Annotated in this window: 19 protein-coding genes and 1 pseudogene; 6 read left to right on the top strand and 14 right to left on the bottom strand. The window is 69.4% G+C overall.

The genetic code is table 11. The features are described 5' to 3' along the window. Positions 1-436 (top strand): pentapeptide repeat-containing protein (locus ACFQ0E_RS10310; protein WP_386824106.1); only part of this gene is annotated, 436 nt, incomplete at its 5' end. Positions 437-1,154: 718 nt separating this feature from the next. Here ACFQ0E_RS10310 and ACFQ0E_RS10305 read toward each other — a convergent pair. The 5 genes and pseudogenes from ACFQ0E_RS10305 to pilG form a co-directional block, all read right to left on the bottom strand. Next, positions 1,155-3,908, bottom strand: a pseudogene (locus ACFQ0E_RS10305) (Hpt domain-containing protein); the annotation flags it as partial. A gap of 93 nt (positions 3,909-4,001) precedes the next feature. Continuing rightward, the gene (locus ACFQ0E_RS10300; protein ID WP_386823562.1) at positions 4,002-6,029 is read right to left on the bottom strand and encodes a methyl-accepting chemotaxis protein; all 2,028 of its coding nucleotides are present in this window, start codon (positions 6,027-6,029) and stop codon (positions 4,002-4,004) included. A 53-nt stretch (positions 6,030-6,082) separates the two neighbouring features. Next, entirely contained in the window at positions 6,083-6,616 is a 534-nt protein-coding gene (locus tag ACFQ0E_RS10295; RefSeq protein ID WP_386824104.1) for a chemotaxis protein CheW, read from the bottom strand. Between the two features lie 65 nt (positions 6,617-6,681). Further along, the gene (locus ACFQ0E_RS10290; RefSeq protein ID WP_137851564.1) at positions 6,682-7,053 is read right to left on the bottom strand and encodes a response regulator; all 372 of its coding nucleotides are present in this window, start codon (positions 7,051-7,053) and stop codon (positions 6,682-6,684) included. A gap of 18 nt (positions 7,054-7,071) precedes the next feature. After that, complete coding sequence (gene pilG / locus ACFQ0E_RS10285) at positions 7,072-7,473, bottom strand: twitching motility response regulator PilG (RefSeq protein ID WP_386823561.1); 402 nt, start codon at positions 7,471-7,473, stop codon at positions 7,072-7,074. A gap of 182 nt (positions 7,474-7,655) precedes the next feature. On the opposite strand from pilG, the gene gshB reads away from it, so the two are divergent. Together gshB and ACFQ0E_RS10275 are read left to right on the top strand one after the other, a co-directional pair. Continuing rightward, on the top strand, positions 7,656-8,609 hold the full coding sequence (gene gshB, locus ACFQ0E_RS10280) for a glutathione synthase (protein WP_386823560.1): 954 nt from the start codon (positions 7,656-7,658) through the stop codon (positions 8,607-8,609). Between the two features lie 4 nt (positions 8,610-8,613). Then, on the top strand, positions 8,614-9,492 hold the full coding sequence (locus ACFQ0E_RS10275) for an energy transducer TonB (RefSeq protein WP_386823559.1): 879 nt from the start codon (positions 8,614-8,616) through the stop codon (positions 9,490-9,492). 102 nt (positions 9,493-9,594) lie between these two features. Here the strand turns inward: ACFQ0E_RS10275 and lepB are convergent, their stop codons facing one another. From lepB to mrcB, 5 genes are all read right to left on the bottom strand, one after another. Next, a complete protein-coding gene (lepB, locus tag ACFQ0E_RS10270) occupies positions 9,595-10,212 on the bottom strand; it encodes a signal peptidase I (RefSeq protein ID WP_386823558.1) in 618 nt (205 codons plus the stop codon). Positions 10,213-10,299: 87 nt separating this feature from the next. Then, a complete protein-coding gene (gene tsaB, locus ACFQ0E_RS10265; RefSeq protein ID WP_386823557.1) occupies positions 10,300-11,037 on the bottom strand; it encodes a tRNA (adenosine(37)-N6)-threonylcarbamoyltransferase complex dimerization subunit type 1 TsaB in 738 nt (245 codons plus the stop codon). Positions 11,038-11,041: 4 nt separating this feature from the next. Beyond that, on the bottom strand, positions 11,042-13,246 hold the full coding sequence (locus tag ACFQ0E_RS10260; RefSeq protein WP_386823556.1) for an ATP-dependent DNA helicase: 2,205 nt from the start codon (positions 13,244-13,246) through the stop codon (positions 11,042-11,044). Between the two features lie 3 nt (positions 13,247-13,249). Continuing rightward, the gene (locus ACFQ0E_RS10255; RefSeq protein WP_386823555.1) at positions 13,250-13,846 is read right to left on the bottom strand and encodes a hypothetical protein; all 597 of its coding nucleotides are present in this window, start codon (positions 13,844-13,846) and stop codon (positions 13,250-13,252) included. Then, on the bottom strand, positions 13,843-16,293 hold the full coding sequence (mrcB, locus tag ACFQ0E_RS10250) for a penicillin-binding protein 1B (RefSeq protein WP_386823554.1): 2,451 nt from the start codon (positions 16,291-16,293) through the stop codon (positions 13,843-13,845). Before mrcB ends, ACFQ0E_RS10255 begins: the two co-directional genes overlap by 4 nt. A gap of 126 nt (positions 16,294-16,419) precedes the next feature. Between mrcB and ACFQ0E_RS10245 the strand changes: the two genes are divergently transcribed. After that, positions 16,420-18,519: a glycosyltransferase gene (locus tag ACFQ0E_RS10245; protein ID WP_386823553.1), complete on the top strand. Its 2,100-nt coding sequence runs from the start codon at positions 16,420-16,422 to the stop codon at positions 18,517-18,519. A gap of 61 nt (positions 18,520-18,580) precedes the next feature. Here ACFQ0E_RS10245 and ACFQ0E_RS10240 read toward each other — a convergent pair whose 3' ends face one another. The 4 genes from ACFQ0E_RS10240 to ACFQ0E_RS10225 form a co-directional block, all read right to left on the bottom strand. Continuing rightward, a complete protein-coding gene (locus ACFQ0E_RS10240) occupies positions 18,581-20,092 on the bottom strand; it encodes a hypothetical protein (RefSeq protein ID WP_386823552.1) in 1,512 nt (503 codons plus the stop codon). Between the two features lie 25 nt (positions 20,093-20,117). Further along, a complete protein-coding gene (locus tag ACFQ0E_RS10235; protein WP_386823551.1) occupies positions 20,118-20,813 on the bottom strand; it encodes a glycine-rich domain-containing protein in 696 nt (231 codons plus the stop codon). A gap of 71 nt (positions 20,814-20,884) precedes the next feature. Then, the gene (locus ACFQ0E_RS10230; protein WP_386823550.1) at positions 20,885-21,538 is read right to left on the bottom strand and encodes a glycine-rich domain-containing protein; all 654 of its coding nucleotides are present in this window, start codon (positions 21,536-21,538) and stop codon (positions 20,885-20,887) included. 173 nt (positions 21,539-21,711) lie between these two features. After that, positions 21,712-23,886, bottom strand: coding sequence for a RelA/SpoT family protein (locus tag ACFQ0E_RS10225; protein ID WP_386824102.1), 2,175 nt, complete (start codon positions 23,884-23,886; stop codon positions 21,712-21,714). 110 nt (positions 23,887-23,996) lie between these two features. On the opposite strand from ACFQ0E_RS10225, the gene ACFQ0E_RS10220 reads away from it, so the two are divergent. Then, positions 23,997-24,488, top strand: coding sequence for a hypothetical protein (locus ACFQ0E_RS10220; protein WP_386823549.1), 492 nt, complete (start codon positions 23,997-23,999; stop codon positions 24,486-24,488). Positions 24,489-24,607: 119 nt separating this feature from the next. Beyond that, entirely contained in the window at positions 24,608-25,198 is a 591-nt protein-coding gene (locus ACFQ0E_RS10215) for a hypothetical protein (RefSeq protein ID WP_386823548.1), read from the top strand. Positions 25,199-25,212: the final 14 nt, after the last annotated feature.

Genomic DNA, 25,212 nt, shown 5'->3' with positions numbered 1-25,212 from the left:
GCTTCGAGACGTTCGGCTTCGAGACGTTCGGCTTCGAGACGTTCGGCTTCGAGACGTTCGGCTTCGAGACGTTCGGCTTCGAGACGTTCGGCTTCGAGACGTTCGGCTTCGAGGCGTTCGGCTTCGAGGCGCTCGGCTTCGAGGCGTTCGGCTTCGAGGCGTTCGGCTTCGAGGCGCTCGGCTTCGAGGCGCTCGGCTTCGAGGCGCTCGGCTTCGAGGCGTTCGGTGTCGCCGCCCGTCGCTTCGGCCTGCTCGGCCGCCGCACGCTCGGCCTCGAAGGATTCCATCATCGCCAGCAGGCGAGCGGTGTCGTCGACATCGCTGGTCGTCGCCACCGGTTCGGGCGCTGGCGGCGCGACGGGTACCGCGCTGGACGGATTGCTCATCTCGCCGAGCAGGCGGGCGAGTTCGGCTTCCGCCGAGGCGTCGAGGGTGAGGTCCGGGAACGACACGGACGGCGACGGGGCCGCCGACGCTTCTGCCGGCAGTTCCGGCGCGGCAGTCGGGGCGTCGAAATGACCGTAGGCACTGAGATCCAGCTCGGTCAGTTCGATACCGGCATCGGTCGGTGCGGTCTCGGCGTCGAACGGCAGCGGCTCGTCGACCGGCGCCACCGGACGCGATTCCGGCAAGGCATCGCGCAGCGCGACGAAACGCGCGGCCAGGCCATCACAGCGCGGCACGCGGCCACCGGCGCTGGACAGCGCATCGATGGTGCTGCGGACGCGACCGGCAAGCTCGCCGATCGCATCGACGGCTTCCGGATCGGCCAGGCCGCCGGACGCGAGCAGACGACGCACATAGCCCTCGGCGGGCGTCAGCGCATCGGTGATCGCAGGCACTTCGGTCATCGCGAAGGCGCCGTTCATGGTGTGGATCGCGCGGACCAGCGGCTCGTCGGCGGCGGTCGGCATGACGCGCGCGCGCTCCAGCCAACGCTCGATCGTGCCGAGATGGCCACCGACTTCGGCCTGCAGGATCTCGAACAGGACCGCGCCGACGCTGACCGGAATGCCGTCGTCGGCCGCTTCGGCTTCGATCGCATCGACGGCGATCGTTTCCGCCGGCGCTTCCACCGGGATGTCCGCTTCGGACGCAGCCTCGATGGCGTCGACGGCGACGGCCGCAGGCGCGGCGGCCAGCGCGAACGCGGCGGCGGACGGCATCACTTCTTCGCCACCGGCGATGCGATCGGCCATGGCCTCCATCGCAGCGAGGTTGACGTTGACCAGGCCGTCGCCGGCCAGCGCAGCATGCAGCTGCGGCAGGGTGTTGCAGGCGTGATCGACCATCGCGATCACCGGTGGCGTGGCCGGACGCAGGCCATCGCGCACCTTGTTCAGCATGTTTTCGATCTTCCAGCTGAACTCGCCCAGGGTCTTGGCGCCGACGAGGCGACCGCTGCCCTTGAGGGTGTGGAAGACGCGGCGGACCGGCTGCAGGCGTTCGACGTTGTTCGGATCGGCCTTCCAGGCCGGCAGCAGCTGGCCGAGGTTGGCGATCTCTTCCTCGAACTCTTCAAGGAAGATTTCGCGGATTTCGTCGTCGATGTCGTCGCTGGTGGTGTCGAAACCGGCAGAGACCGGCGCGACCGCGACCATCGGCACCTCGACGGCGGCAGGCGCCGGAGCAGCCGCAGGCGGCGCGGCTTCGACAGGGGTCGCCTCGACATGCGTTTCTTCGACCGGAGCGGCTTCGACCGACGGGGCCTCCGGCGCTGCGGCTTCGAGGGAGACCGCTTCGAGGGAGATCGCTTCGAGAGAGATCGCTTCGAGAACCAGGCTGTCCGCGTAGGACGGATCCATCGCAGGCGCTTCAGCGACGGCCTCCAGCTCGACGGATTCGAGCGGGGTGGACTCGAGCGCGATCGACTCGAGGGAAATGGATTCAACCGACTCGGACTCGACCGGAGTCGCTGCCATCGGTGCCTCTGCGGCAGCGGGTTCGACCGCCTGCTCGGCGGGCTGCTCGGCGGCAGGACGCGAATCGGCCGGCGGCGGTGCGAACTGCGACGCCCAGAGCAGGGGACGCGGCGGAGGCGCAACCGGCGGCGGTGCGGCCATCGGCGGCTCGACCGTCAGCGGAATGTCGACATCCTTCGCGACGGGTTCGGGCGCGACCGGCTCCGGCGCACGCGTCTGGACCGGTGCCTCGGCGGGCGCCGCCACGGGCGGCGCGGCGGCCGGCACGGCCTCGGCGCGCGAGCGCTCGGCAGGCAGCGGCCAGTAACCCAGCGTTTCCAGGCTGTTGCGCGTGATGTCGAGAATGTCGTCGCGGTTCGAGCGCTGCTCGCGCAACGCTTCGAGGTAGTACTCGACGCTGGCCAGCGCGTCCGCGAAGGTATCGAGCTGACGGCTGTTCGGGATGCGGTGGCGATCGAGCAGTTCGATCTCGGTGTACAGGCGCACGCCGTCGAGGTACTGCGCCGGCACCGGCAATTCGAGGATGTTCAGCGCGCCCGAGACATCGCTCAGGAGCTTGGGCACCTGTTCGAGTTCGGCGTGGCTCCAGCTGGTTTCGACGAAGGCGACGAAGGCCTGGCGGGCCGCCGCGAAGTTCGCGATCGCCTCGCGCACCAGCACGTCCAGCACCTTGCGGGCTTCGGCGTTGGCGAGGTCTTCCTCGGTGTCGGCGCCGTCGCCGCTGGCCAGGCGCGCGACCTGGTCGTCCAGCGAGGCATCGACGTAGAGCAGCGCTCCGGCGACTTCAAGCAGCACGGACTCGTCGGCCTTGCGCTTGCCGTCGACGATCTCCTGCACGGCGTCGCGTTGCTGCTGCACGAGGCTGCGCGCGAGCCCCAGGCCGAGCATGCCCAGGGTATCGGACACCCGCTGCAGGGCTTCGGCCTGCGGCTGCAGGGCAAGCGGATCGCGCTGGCTGGTACGCAGGTACAGATCCAGCTCGTCCTTCACGCGCAGCAGGTCTTCCTTCACCGCGCCGGCGACCGTGTCGAGGAGCGAACGGTTGCGGCCGGCGACGCTGCCGCGGGCATGGTCGAGTTCGGATTCGGTCGGCTTCAGCGCTTCGAGGTCGAAGACGTCGCGCAGCTTGGCGAGAGAGGCATGCGCCGAATCGCTGTTCGCGACGTGGAACAGCAGTTGCCGGGTCGGTTCCAGCGCGGCATCGGCGCGCGGCGCGTCGTAGCCGGACGGCGCGAAGATCCCGCGCGCCTCGCGTTCGACGCTGGCGAAGGCCTGGCGCAGGCCGGGCGTGGCGGCGATCGCGTTGTCGCGCAGCGCCTCGGCGACCATCGCGGCCACCCAGAACATGCGGCGCTGCGGCTCGTCGGCGGTGCGCGCGAGCAGCGCGTCGGCGGCGAACTGCAGGCCCTGGGCGTCCGTGGGACTGCCCTGCTCCGGCCAGCCCTGCATGGCGTCGCGCAGGCGCAGCAGGAAGGGCGATGCCTCCTGGCCACGACTGGCGGGCGATGCCGCAGGTGCGCGCGGCAGCGATTCCGGCAGGGCGCGATCGAGATCGGGATTGAACAGCACGCTTTCGCTGAGGCCCGACTCGCCGCGCGCGGCGCGCAGCTCGTTGAGCATCGGCAGCAGGACGATCGAGATTTCCTTGTGGCCGCTCTGCAGGCGTTCCAGGTAGTCGGGCAGCAGCACTGCGCCGCGCATCAGCGCGGAACAGGCGGCATCGCGATCCGAGACCCCGCCTTCGCGCAGGGCGTTGGACAGGTGTTCCATTTCCTCGGCGACCATCGCCGGCGCGTACAGCTCGACCATGCGCAGGGTGCCTTGCACCTGGTGCAGCAGATCGGCGCAGACGCGCATGCGGCCGGTGTCCGCCGGATCGTCGGCGAAGCCTTCGATCTCGACGCCGACCTGACGCAGGGTCTCGTCGAGTTCCGGTTTGACCCAGCCCAGGACGCTGTGTTCGATGGCCTGATGGAGTGCGCTCATCGGGCGCCTCCACCGGCACGCACGCGCCGGGTTTCAAGGTGGCAGGGGTTTCGGATCATGTCGCCAGTGCTCCGCACCTTTGGAGTCGGGCCGTCAGGCCGGCAGCTTGAAGTCGGCGACCGAACGGCGCAGATCCGCCGCCAGTTGCGCCAGGTTTCCGATCGACGCGGCGGTCTGGTTCGCACCCTGCGAGGTCTGCGCGGTAATCGACTGAATGGTGGTCATCGTCTGGGTGATGTCGGTCGCCGCCGCGGACTGCTGCTGCGCCGCACTGGAGATGCCGCGAATCAGGCCCGCGAGCGTGTTCGACACCGTTTCGATCTCGCCCAGCGCGGTACCCGCGTCCTCGGCCAGTCGCGCACCCGCGACCACTTCGGAGGTCGTCTGCTCCATCGAGCTGACCGCTTCGTTGGTATCGGCCTGAATGGTCTGCACCAGCGCTTCGATTCGCTTGGTCGCGTTCGATGTGCGTTCCGCGAGTCGCTGCACTTCGTCCGCCACCACCGCGAAGCCGCGGCCCGCTTCACCCGCCGAGGCCGCCTGGATGGCCGCGTTCAGCGCGAGGATGTTCGTCTGTTCCGAAATGTCGTTGATGAGTTCCACGATCGAGCCGATTTCCTGGGAGCTTTCGCCCAGTCGCTTGATTCGCTTCGAGGTTTCCTGGATCTGGCCACGGATCGAGTCCATGCCCACGATCGTCTGGCGCACGACGCCGGCGCCCTTGGTCGCGATTTCCACGGAGCGCTGCGCCACGTCCGCCGATTCGGCGGAGTTGCGCGACACCTGGTTGATCGAGGTCGCGATTTCGTTGATGCGGTTGGTGGCGGTATCGATCTGCTGGGCCTGGTGTTCCGCGGCCTCGGCCAGGTGCATGGCGGTCGCCTGCGTTTCCTGGGCGCTCGACGCGACCTGCACCGAGGTGTCGTTGATCGTCTGCACCAGGCTGCGCAGCTGTTCGACCGCGAAGTTGATCGAGTCCGCGATCGCGCCGGTCATGTCCTCGGTCACGGTCGCCTTCACGGTGAGGTCGCCTTCCGCGAGCGAACCCATTTCGTCCAGCAGGCGCATGATCGCCTCCTGGTTTCGATTGTTCAGTTCCATCGAGCTCTCGTACCGGCGGCGCTGCGCGCGGTTCAGCGAGACCACCAGGAAGAGGATCGAGATCGCCGCCAGCAGGCCGGAGAGCACGCTGATCGGCAGGCTGCCGATGCCGAACATGTTGCTGCCTTCACCGGACGAGCTGAACGCGGTGAACGCACTGAAGAGCTTCACGCTGTCGTCGAGCAGGCGGTTCGAACCGGTGGTCAGGTCGGTCGCCGCAGTCTGCGCGCGGAACAGCTTGTCTGACGATTCGACGATGGCGTCGAGGTCCTTCTTCATCTCGACCCACAGCGTGGTGGCCTGGTTCAGGGTCGCCAGCGCGGTGGCGTTGGTGAGCTTCTGCACGCCCATCGCCTGGTCGCCTTCGCGCAGGCCGTTGAGCACCTGGGCGAACACGCCGGCGTCGCGGACGAGTCGCTCGCCGGCCACCGATGCGCCGGTGCCGCCTGCGCGCATTTCCGCGACGCTCTTGGCCATCGACGCCGCGAGCACCGACTGGCGCTCCGCCATGAACACCTGCGACGGCGCCGAACCAGTCGACGACATCGCGCGGCCCATTTCGTCGAGCTGCGCCTGCAGCTGCGGCACGCGATCGGTGAAGTTCTTCGCGTTGCCGGCCACCGCGAGGACAGCGCTTTCCGAGGCAAGGATCTGGTCGGCGCTCTTGCCCATCGGCACCCAGGTCGCGGTCGCCGCGCCGATCGGACCGGACACGTCCATAGCGCTGCCGAAGCGGTCGTTGAGCAGCTTCACGTCGGCTTCGATCTGCGCCTTGGTCGCGCGGACCGCCTTGAAGGCCGCCGCGTCGCCGTTGACCGCCTCTCGACTCTGGTTCGCCAGCTTCTGCGAATTCACCTGCAGGTTCGAGGCCGCGGTGTTGGCCCCGCCGAACCGCGCCGTCTTGTACAGCGCGTAACCGGTGTTGCCCGCGAAGACGAGCAGCGAGACGACCAGGACCCACAACCACAGGGAAGTGCTCTGGGCGCGGCCTTTGCCGGCGGTGTCCATCGGAGTGCTCATGGTTCTAGCCTCGATCTACGTTGTTTTAACTGATGCTGTGAATGGGCGTGCCGTCAGACGGCGGCATGACGGAATTCGGGGGTGCGGACGAGACGGTCGAGGCTGAATACGCCCCAGACATCCTCCGCCACCCGGTAGGCGCGTTCGATCAGTCCGGAGTAGCGACCTTCGGTCACGCCTTCGGCGTCGACCAGCTGCTCCTCCATGAAGGAACGCTGGCCGTAGAGTTCGTCGATGGTCACGGCGACGTCGCCGCCCGGCTGGCGCAGCACCATGACCTTCTGGTGGCCTTCGTGGATGACCGAGCGCGCGCCTTCGAGGAACTGCTTGAGGTCGACCACCGGCAGCAGGTTGCTGCGCACGTTGGCGACGCCGAGCATCCACGGCTGCGCGCCGGGCACCGGGGTGATCTGCGGGACGGTGATGATTTCGGCCACGGCCTCGTAGTTCGAGACCAGGCGATGACGGCCGATGCGGTAGCCGATGCCGCGCCACAGGCCGGCGGCCTGCAACTGCTCGGGCAGGCCCGCGACGTGCGCCAGGCTGCGCCGCTCGTATTCGGCGAGCGTGTCGAACGCATCCACCATCGGCATGGCCGGCGGGGCGATGGCGTCATCGGACGGCGGGCCGTCGATGTCCAGGTCCTCTGCGCTCATGTCCCGTTCCCCAGGAGTTGGTCGATCCGCGCGATCAGGGCATCCTCGTTCGGCGGCTTGACGATGTAGTCGCGCGCGCCCTGGCGCATGCCCCAGGCGCGGTCGGTGTCCATGCCCTTGGTGCTGACAATCAGCACCGGGATGTGCTTGGTCGACGACTCGCGGGTGATCGCGCGTGTCGCCTGGAAGCCGTTCATCCCCGGCAGCACCACATCCATGAGCACCACGTCCGGCAATTCCCTTTTGCAGACTTCGATGCCGTCCTCGGCGCTGGTGGATGCCAGGACCTGGTGACCGTGCTTCTCCAGCAGGCGGGTGAGCACCGCGGTGTCGGTCGGCGAATCTTCAATCAGCAGGATACGAGCCATGGTTGCCTTACCCCCCGGTCAGGCGTTGACGTGCGTGCGGATGGCGTCGAGCAGTTCTTCACGGGTGAATGGCTTGGTGAGGTACTGCTCGGAGCCGACGATGCGGCCACGCGCCTTGTCGAACAGGCCGTCCTTGGACGACAGCATGATGACGGGCGTGTGCTTGAAGATCTGGTTGTTCTTGATCAGCGCGCAGGTCTGATAGCCGTCGAGGCGCGGCATCATGATGTCGACGAAGATGATCTGCGGTCGCTGGTCGGCGATCTTGGCCAGGGCCTCGAAACCGTCGGTCGCGGTCACCACTTCGGCCCCCTCGCGCTTGAGCAGGGTCTCGGCGGTGCGCCGGATGGTCTTCGAGTCGTCGATCACCATCACCCGCAAACCCTGCAGGCCTCCGGCGGAATTCTCGTCTTGCGTCATCGCGTTTCCCCATGCGTCCGACACCGGGTGTCGTAGCAGCTGGTTTGCCATCATTTTCAGCCACCTATATCCCAGTCTGAAGCTGGACTGTCAAGGTTTGTTAGCAATTTCCCGGCCAATCGCACGGCAGGTGGCATCGACTTGTTACCATCCACCCGTTCGAAGGGCGGAGAGAAGGCGGAATGACGAAGCTTGCGCGCGATGTGGTCGTGGTCATGGATCCGATCGCATCGATCAAAATTGCGAAGGACTCCACATTTGCGATGTTGCTGGAAGCCCAGCAGCGTCAGTATCGACTCTTTTACGTCACACCGGGCGGGCTGGCGATGAGCGGCGGTGCCGCGGTCGCCGAGGTCGCGCCGCTGACCGTCCGCGACGATCCGTCGGGCTGGTTCGAAATCGGACCCAAGTCACAACGTGCGCTGGGAGCGGCCGACCTGATCCTGATGCGCAAGGATCCGCCGGTCGACGCCGACTTCCTCCACGACACCCACATCCTCAGCTTCGCCCAGCAGGCCGGCGCCCTGGTCGTGAACGACCCGCGCGGCCTCCGCGACCACAACGAGAAGCTGACCGCGCTCGAGTTCCCGCACTGCTGCCCGTCCACGATCGTCAGCAGGAATTCCAGTGAAATCAAGAAGTTCGTTGCGGAACACGGCGATGCCGTGCTCAAGACGCTGGACGGCATGGGCGGTCGCTCGATCTTCCGCGCCCGGGCCGGCGACCCGAACCTGAACGTGATCCTGGAGACCCTGACCGCCGGGGACCAGCATCTGGCCATGGCCCAGCGCTACATCCCGGAGATCGTGTCCGGCGACAAGCGCATCCTGCTGATCGACGGCGTCCCGGTGGACTACTGCCTGGCGCGGATCCCGCAGGGCGACGAGTTCCGCGGCAACCTGGCCGCCGGCGGACGCGGCGAAGGCCGCCCGCTGACCGAGCGCGACCGCTGGATCGCCGCCCAGGTCGGCCCTGAAATGAAGCGGCGCGGCATGCGCTTCGTCGGCCTGGACGTGATCGGCGACTACCTGACCGAGGTCAACGTGACCAGCCCGACCTGCATCCGCGAGCTGGACAAGCAGTTCGGCCTGAACATCGCCGGCCAGCTGTTCGACGCCCTGGAGGCGGACGCCTGACGCGATGAGCGCCGTCCCCCTGCCCGCCGCGCCGGTCATCGGTGAGAACGAACGCCTTGGGGCCACCCTGGTCCTGTCCGTGCTGGTCCACGGCCTGCTGATCCTGGGCCTGGGCTTCGCGCTGGAGCGTGCTGCCCCAGTGGTGCCGATGCTGGACGTGATGCTGACCCAGACCCGCAGCCCGCTGACCCCGAAGCAGGCCGACTTCCTGGCACAGGCGAGCAACCAGGGCGGCGGCGACCACGACAAGGCCAGCCGTCCGCGCGACCCGCAGCCGGGCACCGTGCCGCAGATCGAGGCCGGGGCGGCGCCGCAGACGGTGCGCGCGCAGTCGCCGGCGCCGCAGCCGCCGCCGGAAGCGCGGGTGATCAGCAGTCCGAACAGCGAGGTCCGGCTGCCCACGCCAAGTCGCGACCGGCGTTCGACACCCACCACGCAGCGCGACGGCGAGCAGAAGATCGAGCACGACATGGCGATGGCCCGGCTGGCGGCCGAGATCCACCTGCGCTCCTCCCGCTACGCGAAGCGACCGACGCGCAAGTTCGTCTCGGCGAGCACGCAGGAATACGCCTGGGCGAATTACCTGCGCGCCTGGGTCGATCGCGCCGAGCGCGTCGGCAATCTCAACTATCCCGACGAAGCCCGGCGCCGGAAACTCGCCGGCACCGTGGTCATCAACGTCGGCATCCGCCGCAACGGCTCTGTGGAGCGCGCGGATATCGTGCAGTCCAGCGGCATCCCGCTGCTCGACGAATCGGCGCTGCGCATCGCGAAACTGGCCGAGCCCTACCCGCCCCTGCCGAAGACCAAGGAAGATCCGGACATCCTCAACGTCGTGCGCACCTGGCAATTCCTGCCGGGCGGCGAGCTGATCGACGAGTGATTCGAGCGACAGAAACGGGGCCGTCCCGTAGAGCGGAGCTTGCTCCGCTCGCTTCTCCCGGAAAGGCCTGAGCGGAGCAAGCTCCGCTCTACAGGATCGGGATTACAGTCGCGTCCAGCCGAAGCCTTCGCCGCTGCGGTAGTAGACGGCTTCGGCGCGCGCGTACAGCGATTTCATCGGCACCAGGCCGAAGAAACGGCCGTCCTGGCTGTTGCCGCGATGATCGCCGAGCACCAGGGCCATGCCTTCGGGGATGACGAGGCCGTCGATGTCCGGGCCACCACCGTGCGCGAGGTTCAGCATCACCGCGCGATCGCCGAAGTGCTCGACATCCGTCGCATCGGCATCGAACAGGGCCTTGCCGTCGACCCACAGTCGACCATCGTGCAGCGCCACCGCCTGGCCACCGATGGCGACCACGCGCTTGATCAGCCGCGTGCCGTCCTCCGGCGACTTGAAGACGACGATGTCGCCGGGCACGGGCTCGCCGCGATCGTAGAGCTCGATGTCGGTGAACGGTACGCGCAGGCCGTAGGCCATCATGTTCACGACGACGCGGTCGCCGGGCATCAGATTCGGCTCCATCGAGCCGCTGGGCACCTGGTAGTGGTTCGCGAACGAGGTGCGCGCCAAGGTCAGGAGCAGCAGCATCGCGACCAGCGAGGCCCATTCGCCGCGCCACCAGGGCGTGGTCCGGGCGGCGGCGGTGGTTTCAGTCATCGGGATGTCCTCGGAAGGTGATGAAGAATCGACCGGACCGGGCGCATCGAGTTCCTGTGACCGATGGCCTATGCCACGGCGCGCGACTCAGGCCCGCGACGCGCGCAGGGCCTGCTGCTCGGCGATGGTCAGCGCGACGTTGTTGCGCAGGTAGGCCGGTTCCAGCAGGTCCGGGGCGACCGCTTCGCCGCGCTGCCAGGCCACGTGGGCCAGTCGTGCCACGTCGCCGGCATGCGGCAGGGCTTCGGCGTCGACCGCATGCAGCCGCGCACAGAGGCGCTCGCGCAGCGCGCCGGCCTTTGCGGCGAAACCGGTGCCGACACCCAGCCAGCCGTCGCCGTCGTCCGGCGGCGTCACAGCATCCGGCGGCTGGACGCGCTCGGCATCGAGTGCACGCGGCACGAGCAGGCCGTCGTCGCCGGCGTCGAACACGTAAGAGGCGGCGTAGACCTCCTGCATGCGTGCGTCGATCGCGGCGAGGACGCGCTGGCCGGCACCGCTGTGCGCCGGAAGGGAGAGGCTGCGCATGGCCAGCGCGGCGAGCGTGGACACCGGCAGCGCCGGCAGGTCCAGCGCCAACGCGATGCCCTGCGCGATCGAAATGCCCAGGCGGACACCGGTGAAGGCGCCGGGGCCGCGCCCGACGGCGATGGCGTCGAGCTGCGATTTCGCCAGCCCGGCCTCGGCGAGCAGTGCATCCGCCCACGGCAGGGCCAGTTCGGCGTGCCGGCGCGGTGCGATCTCGTGGCGTTCGCGCACGTCGCCGTCGACCCAGAGGGCGACGGAGCAGGCTTCGGTGGAGAGTTCGAAGGCGAGCAGCTTCATGGCGTCATTGTAGGTCGGGCGGGGCCGGCGTCTGCACGAGGTCCGGATCGCCCGCAGTTGCATCGACGGGCGGTGCGAAGAACGCGCGCACGTCGTCGAGCGAGCGCGTGCGCGCGAACGGCGGCAGCGAGTCGAGGAAGGTGCGGCCGTAGGATTTTCCGATCAGGCGCGGGTCGCACAGCACCAGCACGCCGCGGTCTGTTTCGGTACGGATCAGGCGACCGACGCCCTGCTTGAGCGCGATGACCGCCTGCGGCAGCTGCTCGTCGCGGAAGGGATTGCCGCCGTCGCGACGGATCGCGTCGAGCCGCGCTTCGAAGACCGGGTCGTCGGGCGCTGCGAAGGGCAGCTTGTCGATCACGACCACGCTGAGCGCCTCGCCGGCCACGTCCACGCCTTCGCGGAAGCTGGCGGCGCCGAGCAGCACGCCGTTGCCGGAATCGCGGAAGCGCTGCAACAGCACCGAGCGCGGCGCGTCGCCCTGCACGAACAGCGGCCACGGGCTGTCGCTGCGCAGCAGGTCTGCGGCTTCGCGCAAGGCGCGGTGCGAGGCGAACAGGACGAAGGCGCGGCCATTCGAGGCTTCGAGCACGGGGCGCACGACATCGATGACCGCCGCGGTGTAGTCGCGCGAATTCGGCTCGGGCATGCGCGGCGGCAGGTAGCACAGTGCCTGGTGCGGCCAGTCGAACGGACTGGGCGCGATCAGCGTGCGCGGCGCATCGAGGCCGAGGCGTTCACTGATGTGATCGAAACCGCCGGCGACCGCAAGGGTCGCCGAGGTGAACACCCAGGCCGCACGCGACTGCTCGCGGTGCGCGCGCAGCGGGCCGGAGACATCCAGCGGCGTCCGCTGGAAGCGGAAACCGCGCGGCGACAGCTCGTACCAGCGCACGTCCCAGAGTTTCTTGGCGTCGGTGTCGGTGTCGAGGTCGCCATCGAGATGCGGAGCGACATCGTCGTGCGTCGATTCAACGACCTGCGTCGCCGGCAGATCCAGCGCGACGTTCGTTCCAGTTGCATCCTCGTCGCCCTGTGCATCGAGATGGCGACGCGCGAAATCCGGCGGCGCCCAGCGCAGCAGGCGTGCGCGCTGCTCGACCGCCCGCGCATGGCAGGCGTCGAAGCCGGGCGCGGCCTCGCGCAGCGGCGCGACCGCATCGATGAACGTGCACAGCGCGTCGTCGAGCGCGGACAGCGCCTCGAACACGCCGGGTTCCTGCAGCGCGCGCCAGCGCGTGCCGCGCGTCGGCAGTCCTTCCATCGCGGCACGCATCGCGCGCGTCGCTTCTTCGAGATCCCGCGACGGCGCCTGCACCACGGCCAGCGCGCCGGTCACGGACTTGGCTTCGCCCTGCGCGTCGCGCGCGAGTTCGACCAGCGGACGCGCGCTCAGGCTTTCGCCGAAGAACTGCGCGGCGAGTTCGGGCAGCTGGTGGGCCTCGTCGACCACGAACACCTGCGCGCCCGGGAGGATTTCGCCGAAACCTTCCTGCTTCAGCGCGAGATCGGCGAGCAGCAGGTGATGATTCACGACCACGACATCCGCCGCCTGCGCGCGCTGGCGCGCCTGCACGACGAAGCACTCTTCCCAGAACGGGCATTCGCTGCCGAGACAGTTGTCGGTAGTCGAAGTGACCATCGGGATCAGCGGCGAATCCTCGGGCAGCGCGTCGAGTTCGGCGAGATCGCCCAGCCGCGTGCGCCCGCTCCACTGCACGATGCGCTGGAACTGGGTGATCTGCTCCTTCGTCGTGAAGCGTGGTTCGCCCTTGCTCTTTTCCAGCCGGTAGCGGCACAGGTAGTTCGCGCGGCCCTTGAGCAGCGCGGTCTTCACGCCCTTGCCCAGCGCATCGCGGACGCGCGGCAGGTCGCGGTGGTAGAGCTGGTCCTGCAGCGCGCGCGTGCCGGTCGAGACGATGGTCTTCAGGCCCGAGAGCAGCGCCGGCACGAGGTAGGCGAAGGTCTTGCCGGTGCCGGTGCCGGCCTCGGCGAGCAGCACCGCGCGGTCCTCGACGGTCTCGGCGATCGCCATCGACAGCTGCTGCTGCGGTGCGCGCGGCGCGAAGCCCGGGATCGCCTCGGCCAGCGCCCCGCCCTCACGCAGTGCATCGCGCGCGGCACGCGCGAACACCGAACGCGGGGATGCGGCATCGCGGTCGTCCGCATCGTCGCCGCTGCGGACGCCGTCTTCAGCGAAGTCATGCATCGATCAGTACCGCGGCGGACCGGTGAGCGTGCAGGCGGCCTGCGCCTGCTCGGCCTCGGCGCCTTCCTGCGCCAGTCGCGTCTTCGCCTGCGTCCACGCGTCGAGCTTCTCTCCCTTCAGCGGCTTGGCCGCCGCCTGGGCATCGAGCAGGCGCAGGTCGAGGGCGATGCGCTGGCGGATCGTCGCCCAGTGGCGACGGCACAGCGGGCCGACCTTCGCGCCGATGTTGAACGCACGGCGGGCCAGGGTCGCGGCCCGGGCGAGATCCTGCTGCAGCACCGCGACTTCGGCGCGCTCCTGGAGCAACGCGGGATCGTCGGGCGAGATCGACAGCGCCTTGTCGAGCGCGGCGGCGGCATCGGCATGGCGCTGCGCGCGTTCGGCAGCGGCGGCCTGCACGCGCAGGTCCTCGACCATCGGGTCGCGCAGCGGCTGCACGTCGAGTTCGTCCGGCGCGGCCTTGCCGGCCATGCGGATCTCGGCGACGAGGGCCTCGGGGGGCGGGCCGACCCAGCGTTGCACCGGCGGCGCGGTGCCGCAGGCACTCGCGATCAAGGCAACGGCGAGGAAGACAGGAAGATGGCGCAAGGAGAGGCTCATGGTGCGGGCGGATTGCTCGGTGCGTTGTCGGGCGGCGGCGGGCTGTCGTCCTTGTCGCCGCCGATGCCGAACAGCTTGCTCCAGAAGCCGCGCTCCTCGCCTTCCGTGCCCGGCTCGACTTCACCTTCCTCGGCGAGCAGGCAGGGCTGGTATTCCGGCGCGAAGCCGCTGACGAAGCCGATGCGGCGGGCATCGGGGCAGCCAGGATCGGTCGCATGGCCGTCGCCGCGAATCCACACCCAGTCGACGCCCTTGCCGCCGACCTGCAGCGGCGCGGTGGGCAGGCGCGAGAACAGCCCGGACCACACGCGCATCGCGCCAGTGGCGCCGTACAGGCCGGTCGGCGCGTTCTGGTCGTTGCCGACCCAGACCACCGCGAGGTGATCGCCAGTCCAGCCGGCGAACCAGCTGTCTCGGCTGTCGTTGCTCGTCCCGGTCTTGCCGGCCGGCTGCAGGCGGCCCAGGCCGTCGCTGAGCAGCGGCCGCGCGGTACCCGAAGTCACCGCATGCTGCAGCGCCGAGGTCACCAGGCGCGCGGCCACGGCATCGCCGGGCTGCGCGGGCTTGGGCGCCACGTCGTAACGGTTCAGCGCCTTGCCGTTGCCGTCGAGCACGCCGCGCACCGCATGCAGCGGCTGGATCTCGCCGCCGGACGCCAGGAACTGGTAGAGCTGCGCCATGGCGTACGGACTCTGGTCGAGCGAGCCGAGGATCACCGACGGATTGGTGCCGGCGTCGATGCCAGCCACGGTGCGCAGCAGCTCGCGCAGGCGCTCGGTGCCCACGTCCATGCCCACGCGGACCGTGGACTGGTTGTAGGACATCGCCAGCGCATCGATCATCCGCACGCTGCCGTGGCTGCGGCCGTCGGAATTGCCGGGGTTCCAGCGCCGGCCGTTGTCCAGGGTGATGCTCACCGGCGAATCGTCGATCACCGTCGCCAGCGAATACTTGTCCGGCTGTGCCAGCGCGAGCAGATAGACGAAGGGCTTGAGCAGCGAGCCGACCGGACGCTGCGCCTGCACCGCGCGATTGAAGCCATGCTCCTCGAAGCTGCGGCTGCCGATCACCGCCACCACCTGGCCGGTGTGCACGTCGGTGACGACCACGCCGGCCTGCAGCGGCGGGCGCTTCGAATTCGTGCCCAGCGCCTTCATCGTGCGCGTCACCGCGCCCTCGGCGTAGGCCTGCGCGGAGGGCGACATGCCGGTCATCACGGTCAGTCCGGCGCCGGACAGCTCCTCCTCGGAGTAGTCGCGCGCCAGCTGGCGGCGCACCAGGTCCACGTAGGCCGGGAAGCGGTTCGCGACCATGCTGCCCGGCACTTCGGTCACGCCCAGCGGCGTCTTCACCGCGCGGTCGTATTCCTTCTGGTCGATGATGCCGGTCTCCAGCATCTTCTTCAGCACGAGGTTGCGGCGATCGAGCGCGCGCTCGGGGTTGCGGCGCGGGTTGTACCAGGACGGGCCCTTCACCAGGCCGACCAGCAGCGCAACCTGCTCGGTGGTGAGGTCGTCGATCTGACGGCCGAAATAGAACTCCGCGCCGGAGGCGAAGCCATGGATCGCCTGCGAACCGCGCTGGCCGATGTCGACCTGGTTCATGTACGTCTCGAGGATCACGCCCTTGTCGTAGCGGGCATCGATGATCAGCGCGTACAGGATTTCGTTGAACTTGCGGCTGAGGGTCTGCTCCTTGCCGATGCCCAGCAGGCCCGAGCGCGCCAGCTGCTGGGTCAGCGTGCTGGCGCCCTGCTTCACGTCGCCACCGGTCTTCACCGTGACGAACAGGGCACGGGCCATGCCGCTGGGGTCGATGCCGTGGTGGCGCGCGAAATCACGGTCCTCCACCGCCTGCAGGGTGTCGGTGAGGATCGGCGGGACTTCGCTGATCCGCACCAGGCGGCGCTCTTCCTGCTTCTGGCCGTAGAGCGTGGCGATTCGCGCCGGGTCGAGGCGCACCGACTTCACCGTGCGCCCCCGCTGCAGGTCGCGCACGGACTGCACCCGGCCGCCGGAGACCACCGCTTCGATCCTGCTGGGGCCGATGCGGCCATCCACGTCCAGATAGCCTCGGCTGGAGATGCGCCAACGGTTGCCGTCCTTGCCGTAGGTGCCGGGCTTCTCGCCCTTGCCATCGTCGCGGTAGGACGCGGCGTCGAGTTCGGTCTTCAGCGTGCGCGCGTCCATCGCGACGCCCGGTGCGAGTACCAGCGGGCGGGCATAGACGCGGGTCGGCAGCTGCCAGCGCAACTCGCCGAAGCGCACCGTGACCTGGTGGTTCAGGTACAGCGTGTAGGGAATCAGGAAGCCCAGGCCCACCGCGACGACCACGGCCGTCCAGCGCAGGAGCCGGCGTCGCCAGCCGGGTGCAGCGCCCGCGTCGTCGTCCTCGTCTTCGGGGAGGTCGTCGTCGAGATCGTCGTCGAGGTCTTCGTTTCGTGCCATTCGGTCGGGAGTCGGCTGTTTGCTGAGCGATGATGCGAAAATGCCGACCGAGTCTAGCAGGGTGCCGGCAACGGCCACCCGGGCCCATCGTCACCCACGCCACCGCCCCGCAGGAGCCCCACCCGGATGCCCGTTTCGCCCGCCGACCTGCGGTTCATGTTCCTGCGCGGCCTCGGGCTGCTGCGGCGCGGCTGGACCAGCCTGCGCGCGCGCGGCTGGCGCGCCACCTGGGACCGGACCCGGGCGCAGTTCCACCGGGCCACGCCCTTGCCACCGTCGCAGCTGTACCTGCCCGAGGCCGCGCCGTTCGCCCCGTTCAGCGTACCGACCTCGGACACGCCGGTCGCGAGCCTCGTGGTCCCGGTCTACAACCAGTTCGCCCACACCCTCGCCTGCCTCCGCGCGCTGGCGGCGCATCCGCCGGCCACGCCTTTCGAGGTGATCGTGGTCGACGACGGCAGCCGCGACGAAACCGGCGACGCCCTGCCCCGCGTCGACGGCGTGCGCTACCACCGCCGCACCGTGAACGGCGGCTTCATCGCCGCCTGCAACGATGGCGCCTCGCTGGCGCGCGGCGAGCATCTCGTCTTCCTGAACAACGACACCGTGCCGCAGCCGGGCTGGCTGGAGGCATTGCTTGACACCTTCGCCCAGGAACCGGGCACCGGTCTGGTCGGCGCGCAGCTGCTCTACCCCGATGGCCGCCTGCAGGAAGCCGGCGGCGTGGTCTTCGCCGACGGCAGCGGCTGGAACTACGGCAAGTTCGAATCGCCCGAGGATCCACGCTTCGCCTACCTGCGCGACTGCGACTACGCCAGCGGCGCGGCGATCGCGATCCCGAGCGCGCTGTTCACCGCACTCGGCGGCTTCGATACGCGCTACGCGCCGGCCTATTACGAAGACACCGACCTCGCCTTCGCCGTCCGCGCCGCCGGGCATCGCGTGGTCTACCAACCCGCATCGCGGGTCATCCACGTCGAAGGCGGCACCGCCGGCACCGACACCAGCGTCGGCATGAAGGCCTACCAGGTGCGCAACCGCGAGACCTTCGCCGCCCATCGCGCCGACGCGCTCGCCGCGCACCTGCCCGCACACACAGTGCCGACGCCCTCCCTGCTGCACCGGCGTCAGAAGCAGATCCTGGTCATCGACGCACAGACGCCGCGCCCGGACCACGATTCCGGTTCGCTGCGTCTCGTGAACCTGATGCGCCTGCTGCGCGAGGAAGGCGCGCACGTGGTGTTCATGCCCGCCGACCGGCATCGCGTCGAACCCTACGCCACGCAGTTGCAGCGGATGGGCGTCGAAACCTGGCACGCCCCCTTCGCTGCGCGCGCGCCGGCCTGGCTGCGCGAGCACGGCCATCGTTTCGATGCAGTGATGGTGAGCCGCCACTACGTCGCCAGCGAATTCATTCCGCTGATCCGCGCGCACGCGCCGCAGGCACGGTTGATCTTCGATACCGTCGACCTGCACTACCTGCGCGAACGACGCGGCGCCGAGGTCGCGGGCGACGCCGCACTGGCGCGCGCGGCCGAGCGCACCCGCGCGCTGGAACTGGGCGTGATCGCGAAATGCGACGCCACCCTGGTGGTCAGCGAGGTCGAACGCACCCTATTGCACACCGATGCGCCATCGGCAACGGTCGACATCCTCTCGAACCTGCACCGCGTCGCCGGCGCGGGCAAGCCGTTCGCCGATCGCCACGATCTCGTGTTCGTCGGCGGCTTCCGCCATCCGCCCAACGTCGACGCCGTGCTGTGGTTCGTCCGCGAGGCCTTCCCGCGCATCCGCGAACGCCTGCCCGACCTGCAGTTCCACTGCATCGGCAGCCACACGCCGCCGGACATCCAGGCACTCGCCGCCGTGCCCGGCGTGATCATCCACGGCCACGTCGCCGACATCGACCCGTACATGGACGGCTGCCGCATCGCCGTAGCCCCGCTGCGCTACGGCGCCGGCGTCAAGGGCAAGGTCAACCTGAGCATGGCCCACGGCCAGCCCGTCGTCGCCACCGCCTGCGCCGTCGAAGGCATGCACCTGCGCGACGGTGAGGATGTCCTCGTCGGCGACACCCCCGACGCCTTCGCCGACGCCGTGGTGCGCCTGTATCGCGACGAAGCCCTGTGGACCACGCTGTCGCGCAACGGCCTGCACAGCGTCGCCGCGCATTTCTCGCTGGATGCCGCACGGGACACGGTGCGGCGGGTGTTTCTAAGTTCCTGAAACACCCGTAACGCCCTTGTAGAGCGGATCGAAGATCTGCTGCGCGGTTCCGTGCGCCAGCTCAGCGCACCACCGCCTCCGCTGCGCGCAGGCGGGCGTCGAAATCCTGCAGTCCGTCGAGGGAGGCGTCGAGTGCGCGGGCGGTGTCGTGGGCGGCGCGGGCGGCGGGGAGTTCGCCGCGGCCGAGGCGTTCTTCGCCGACGGCGATCCAGCGTTGCGCGAGGGCGGTGCGCGACTGCGCGATGGCGCGGCGGTCGCCGTCGAGCGCGGCCCAGGCGTCGAGGCAGACGCGGGCGCGCTGCAGGCGGTTGTCGCGCAATTCGTCTGCGAAACAGGTGCGAGCGTGGCGCTGCAGCTTCGTCGTCGCGGTGCGCACGCCGGGGTCATCCGGCGCGAGCGCGCGGGCGGCGCGAAGCTTGTCGAAGGCGCTCTCGCCCGGCGGGGTGAGCCAGTACCCTGCGGCTTCGGCGCGCTGCGCGTCGTCGAGCAGCGTGCGCAGCCGCTGCGCGCGCTGTGCCGGCGTCAGCGGATCCAAGGTCGCGCGCGCACGCTCGGCGCGGCGCAGTTGCAGGCGGGCTTCGCGCAGGGCATTGGGCTCGACAGGCAATTCAGCCGCCGCCGCGAATTCGTTGCGGGCGCGATCGAGGCGACCGGCCGACAGCGCTGCGCGCATCCGCGCCAGGTGCAGCGCGGCGACCTCGGCGAGTGCCCGATCCGCCGCGTCGACATCCACACCGCTGTCGCGCCAGCGCCGGTAGGCATCGGTGGCGCGGTCGGTCCGCCCATCGCGCAATGCGCGATCGCCGCGACGACGCAGGGTTTCGGCGACACACACCCGTTGTTCCTCGATGTCAGGCACATCGCCATGACCCGCGTCGTAGCCACGCGCGGCGGCGAGCAGTGCTGCAGCGGTCGCCATATCCTCGCGGCGCAGCGCGTCGCCGGCTTTCGCCAGCAGCGCCGACAGCGCGTCCTCGCGGCCTTCCAGCGCCTGCAGGTGTCCCGGCTGCAGTTCGAGGATGCGCCGATACAGCGGCAGCGCCGCACGCGGGTTGCCGTCGAGCCGGCCTTGCGCGCTGGCTTCAGCGGCATCGCGCAGCATCGCGTCGATGCCCGCCACCGCCAGTCTGCGGCGACGCAACTGCTCGGCCAGTGCATCGGTGCCTGCACGCGGTGCGGACAGCGACCGCGCGAGGGCCAGCGAGCGTTCCGCCGCATCGAGATCGCCCTGCGCCAACTCGCGGCCCGCACGACGCAGCGCGGCTTCGGCGACACGCGACAAGCCTGCACGCGATTCGGCGCGATCCGGGTCGATCGCCATCGCCGCTTCGTAGAGTTCGCGCGCGCCGCTGCCGTCGACGGCGGTGAGATGTCCGCGCGCGAGCGCGGCATCCGCCTGCCGACGCAAGGTCTCGGCTTCGGCCTCGGGCCAGAGACGTTCGCTCCAGGGGCCGCGCGTCGACAGCATGAGGCCGAGCACGACCGCCAGCAGCAGCGCGCTGCCCGCCAGGAGCCAGGGCCATCGGGCCCTGCGGAGGCGCGCTGCGGTCGTGGTGCGGAGGTCGCGATTCACCGCAGCAGCATAGCCGGAAGCGACGTCAGTCGCCGCCGCAACCACCCCCGCCGCCGTCGCCGCCATCGCTGCCGCCACTGTCGCCATGGCCGTCGTGGTCGCTGCGACCGCCGCTGCAACCGCTGGCGCCACCGCAACCACTCGAACAGGCGCTGCCGTCCGTCGACGCCTTGCGCAGCGATTCGATGTCGTGGCGCATCGCGTCGGGGATGCCGATGCGCGCATCGATCTCGAACAGCAGCGGTACGCCGGCCGGTGCGTCGAGCGGAATCAGTTCCTGCGCGCAGCAGAGCCGCCAGGTGCGCTGCATCGCCTCGCCCATGTCGCCCGCGTGCGAGGCTACTGCGGCGGGAACATGATGGAAGAAGCGGCCGAAGGCCGTCGCGCAGAACCCGGCATACGCGCGCGTGTCGAGGATGAATGCATGCCAGTAGGCATCGACCAGACGCGAGGGCATGGCCACAGGTCGATAGCCGGCCTGCAGCCAGCAGGCGAAGTAACTGCGCACCGCGCGGTGGACCAGCGGCAGTTGCTCGCGCCGGAGCATCGGATATTCCCGACGCAGTGCGTCGTCCAGGTGCGACGGAAACGAATAGCTCTCGATGAACTGCTCCCGATCCCGGCGCAGGCGTCGTTGCTTCTGGCGGAGATGCCAGCGGCCCGCCAGCAGCGCACATCCCAGGGCTGCTGCGCTCGAAAGTGCGATCACTGTCGTTGCCATGCGTCATTCCCCTCTTGTCGTTGTATCGTCGTGTGTCGAAACCTGGATCGCGGCATGCGCCGCTGGCGCATTCAATCGCCACCACCACAGCCACCGCCGCAGCCGTCTCCGCCGTCTCCATCGCCCCCGCAGCCCGACAGGTCGATCTCCAGCACGAAGTCGAAGCGGCCGCGTCGCGCGCTGTAGCTACCGCTCAGTGCGGCGGGATCGTGGCGTGACGCGCCCGGAAGGCGCAGCAGCCGATCCAGTTCGAACAGGATCGGCAGTCGCGTGGCCTTGCCCGGGTCGATGCCCGCCTGTTCACAGGTCGATCGCCACAGGGTGTCGATGGCCGACGCGGAGCGCGACGCAGGGCCCTCCGCCATGCGGTATTCGGGAAGGTGATGGAAGTATCGACCAAAGGCGTCTTCGCAGAAGGCGTGATAGGCGCGAGTGTCGAGGATGAAAGCGTGCCAGAGCGCGTCGGCGGCCTTCGAGGGCATGGCCAGGATCCTGTCAGGTCCGGCGTAGAGATGGGCGATGAAGAAGCTGCGCAGTGCCCGCTGCGTCATGGCGATCTGCCAGTCCCGGAGTTCGGGCCAGGTCCGGCGCAGGGTGTCGAGAACCTCGGGCGGAAACACGTAGGTGTCGATGATGCGTCGTCGTGTCTCGAGGAAGGTCCGGCGACGGCGCCAGCGTTCTCCAAGGATGGGCAACACGAAGAAGAGGACGACCAGCAGCAGCATGAAGAGGATGCCTGTGGCCATGTTCGCCGCGCCGGGAGGTTCGGCGGGTGGAACGGCGACTGTCTGGAGGTTCTGGTTGAAGTCTGCGCACTCTCTATTTGGACTGATCGCAGTGTCGGGCCGGAAAATGACAGGCGAATGACAAATGCCATACTTCGGTCACGCGGCTTTCGTCACGCCCGTCGCACCTCCTCCACGCCGGGCAGGCTGTCGATGCGCCCGAGCAGGCGCGCGAGCTGTTCGTGGTCGCGCACGCGCAGCCGCAGGCGCAGGCGCACGCGGTTGCCGGCCAAGCCGTCGCTCTGCATCGACAGCACGTGGGCGTCGTCCTGGGCGATGAGGTTGGTCAGGTCCTTGAGCAGCCAGCGCCGGTCGACGGCGTCCACGGCGACATCGACGGCGTAGCCGCCGCCGGTGCGGCCCCACTCCACCGGCATCACCCGCTCGGGCTGCTGGGTCGACAGGCGCTGGAACGAGGCGCAATCGGCGCGATGCACGCTGACCCCGCGTCCCTTGGTCAGGTAGCCGGCGATCGGCTCGCCCGGCAGCGGCTGGCAGCAGCGCGCGATCTGCACCAGCAGGTTGCCTACGCCGACCACGGTGAATGCGGAACTCGGCGGTGGGCGCGGCGCCAACGCCTTCGGCGGCCGGGCCAGTTCGCCGCGCGCGGCATCCGCCGGGGCCGCTGCGGCCTCCTGGCGGCTGCGCTCGTGGTCGAGCAGCGCGCGACCGACCTGGTGCGGCCCGGCATCGCCCAGCGCGACCATCACGTAGAGATCATCCACGCCCGGTGCGTTGAACTTCGCCAGCACCGGCGTGAGGTCCGCATGCAGCAGCGACAGCCGGCGCAGTTCCTTGTCGAGCAGGTCCTTCCCTGCATGCACGTTGCGCGCGCGGTCCAGCTTGTGGAACCAGGCGCGCACCTTGTCGCGCGAACGGCCGCTGGCGAGGAAACCGTTCGCGGCGACCAGCCAGTCGCGGCGCGGCTCGGCGGTCTTCGCCGTCAGGATCTCGACACGCTGGCCGCTCTGCAGGCGGTAATCCAGCGGCACGATGCGACCATCGACCTTCGCGCCGCGGCAGCGATGGCCGACCATCGTGTGCACGTGGTAGGCGAAATCCAGCGGCGTCGCCCCCACCGGCAGGTCGATCACGTCGCCCTGCGGCGTGAGCGTGTAGATGCGGTCCTCGACCAGTTCGCTGTCGAACGCGGCGTGCAGGCCTTCGTCGCGACCGGTGGCGTCGCCCGCTCCATCGCCGCCAGGCTCGGCGGCGTCTTCGCGCGGGCCTTCGAGCAGCCTGCGCATCCACTCGATCTTGCGGTCCAGGGCGGCATCGGCGGGCGCGCTGCGGCCTTCCTTGTAGCGCCAGTGCGCGGCGACGCCCAGTTCGGCCTGCGCGTGCATCTCGTGCGTGCGGATCTGCACTTCCAGGGTCTTGCCCTCGGGGCCGACCACGGCGGTGTGCAGCGAACGGTAGTCGTTGCTCTTGGGCCGCGCGATGTAGTCGTCGAACTCGCTGGGAATGGGCGTCCACAGCGCGTGCACCGCGCCCAGCGCGGCATAGCACGACGGCACGTCCTTCACCATCACCCGCACCGCGCGCAGGTCGTAGAGTTCGCCGATCGGCACGCCCTTCTTCTGCATCTTCTTCCAGATGCTGTTGATGTGCTTGGGCCGCCCGGCGATCTCGGCGTCGATGCCCTGGGCGCGCATCGCCTCGCCGAGGTCGCGCTTGACCTGCTCGATGTAGCGCTCGCGGTCGCCGCGCTTCTCGTCCAGCCAGCGTGCGATGCGCTTGTAGGTGTCGGGTTCGAGGTGGCGCAGCGCGAGGTCTTCGAGCTCCCACTTCAGCTGCCAGATGCCCAGCCGGTTGGCCAGCGGCGCGTGGATGTCGCGGGTCAGCCGGGCCAGCGCACGACGCTCGGCCTCGGGCCGGCGGCCGGCGTCGCGCATCAGCGCGAGCTGCCGCGCCAGCAGCACCGGCACCACGCGCAGGTCCTTCACCATCACCAGCAGCAGCCGGCGCAGGCCCTCGGCATTGCGTCCGCCAGCGGCCTCGGCATGCAGGGTCCAGACCTGCGCGGCGGCGCGCTGCCCTTCCAGCAGCGTGGCCACGGTGGGCCAGCGCTTCGCCAGCTGCGGCTCGATCCGCGCCCGCCAGTCCGGCAGGTCGTGCAGCAGCGCGGCCAGCACGACATCGCCTTCGGCGTTCAGACGCGCAAGGGCGTCCAGGGTGTCGGGCAGCGCGGCCGGGAGGGCGTCGACCAGAGCATCGCCCGGCGGCGCAGCCTCGGCCAGCGCCTCGCGCCAGACCGGTGCCATCGCCGCCACGGCCGGCAGGGCCATCAATGCGGCCAGCGAGGCTTCCGGCGGGGGCGGAACGGGAGCGGACACGCGTGTTCAATCGTCGGGGGGAATGCCTACACTAGCGAGGACCCGCCCCGAGGAACAGACCGATGTCCATGCTTCGCCCGCTGCTGCCGCTCGCCCTGCTCGCCGCCTTCGCGTTCTCGCCCGATGCGCTGGCGCGCAAGCCCATCGAACAGGACATGACGCCCGAGGAGTTCAAGGCCGCCGGCCTGGACAAGCTGTCCGCCGAGGAGCTGGCGAAGCTCAACACCTGGCTCGGCCGCAAGATCGACACCGCCGCCACCGAGGCCGCGACCGAAGCGAAGAAGAAGGTGGAGGACGAGAACCGGGGCTTTTTCCACTTTGGCTCGATGGAGCCGATCACCGGCCGCCTGCAGGGCGAATTCCGCGGATTCCGCCGTGGCCGCGAATACACGCTGGAGAACGGCCATGTCTGGCGCCAGGTCGACGACGCCGAGCTGGGCGGCGTGCGCCTGCAGGCCCCCGAAGTCACGCTGAAGCCGGCGATGATCGGCAATGTCTGGTACATGGGCGTGAAGGGCTACAACACCCGGGCCAAGGTCGAACGCGTCAAGTAAGCGCGCGGCAGCGGACGCGCCACCTCGCCGACCAGGCTGTCTGATCGGCGAGGTGCGCAGCGCCGCGGCCTGCGCGACACTCGCGACTCCGCACCGCATCGTTCGCAAGGAGTCGCGACATGGCATTCCCGCGTTCACGCAGCCTCGTTCTGGCCGTCTGTCTCTTCGCCGGACTGGCCGGCACCGCGCCCGCCAGCGACACCGCTTCGCCCTCGCCTTCGCAGCGCTGGGCCTGGCTTGCCGCCGATGGCGGTACCTACTGGTACGTACCGCAAGCCGGCCTGCCCGCCTACCGCTGGCAAACGAACGATCCGGCCGGCGCCACACAGGTCAGCGACCAGACGGTCTGGCACATCGAACGCTTCGAGAACGGCTACGTCTTCGGTCCCGTGGTCGGGCAACTGGACGACCAGTCGCCGCAATGCCAGTACCTGATCGGTTCGATCACCCCGGACGGGCGGGTCTACCTGACCTTCACTTCCACCGGCAGCAGTGGCTCGCCATCGCTCACCACGGGCATCGGCGAGGTGATCGAGGATCAGACCGGCCCGGTCTTCCAGATGCAGATGGCCACCGGCAGCGACAGACTGCAGGTCACCCACTGGGCACGCATGACCCAGTGCCGCGCAGGCGAGCCGTGCTGGGACGCGTTGCCCGGACTCGATGACACGTCGATCAGCGAATTCCTCGGCAGCTGCGGGGCGGACTGAATCCGTTCGTGGCG

The sequence above is a fragment of the Lysobacter brunescens genome (genome assembly GCF_042677005.1).
GTDB classification, from domain to species: domain Bacteria; phylum Pseudomonadota; class Gammaproteobacteria; order Xanthomonadales; family Xanthomonadaceae; genus Lysobacter_I; species Lysobacter_I brunescens.
This window is presented reverse-complemented; position numbering and strand designations above follow the sequence as displayed.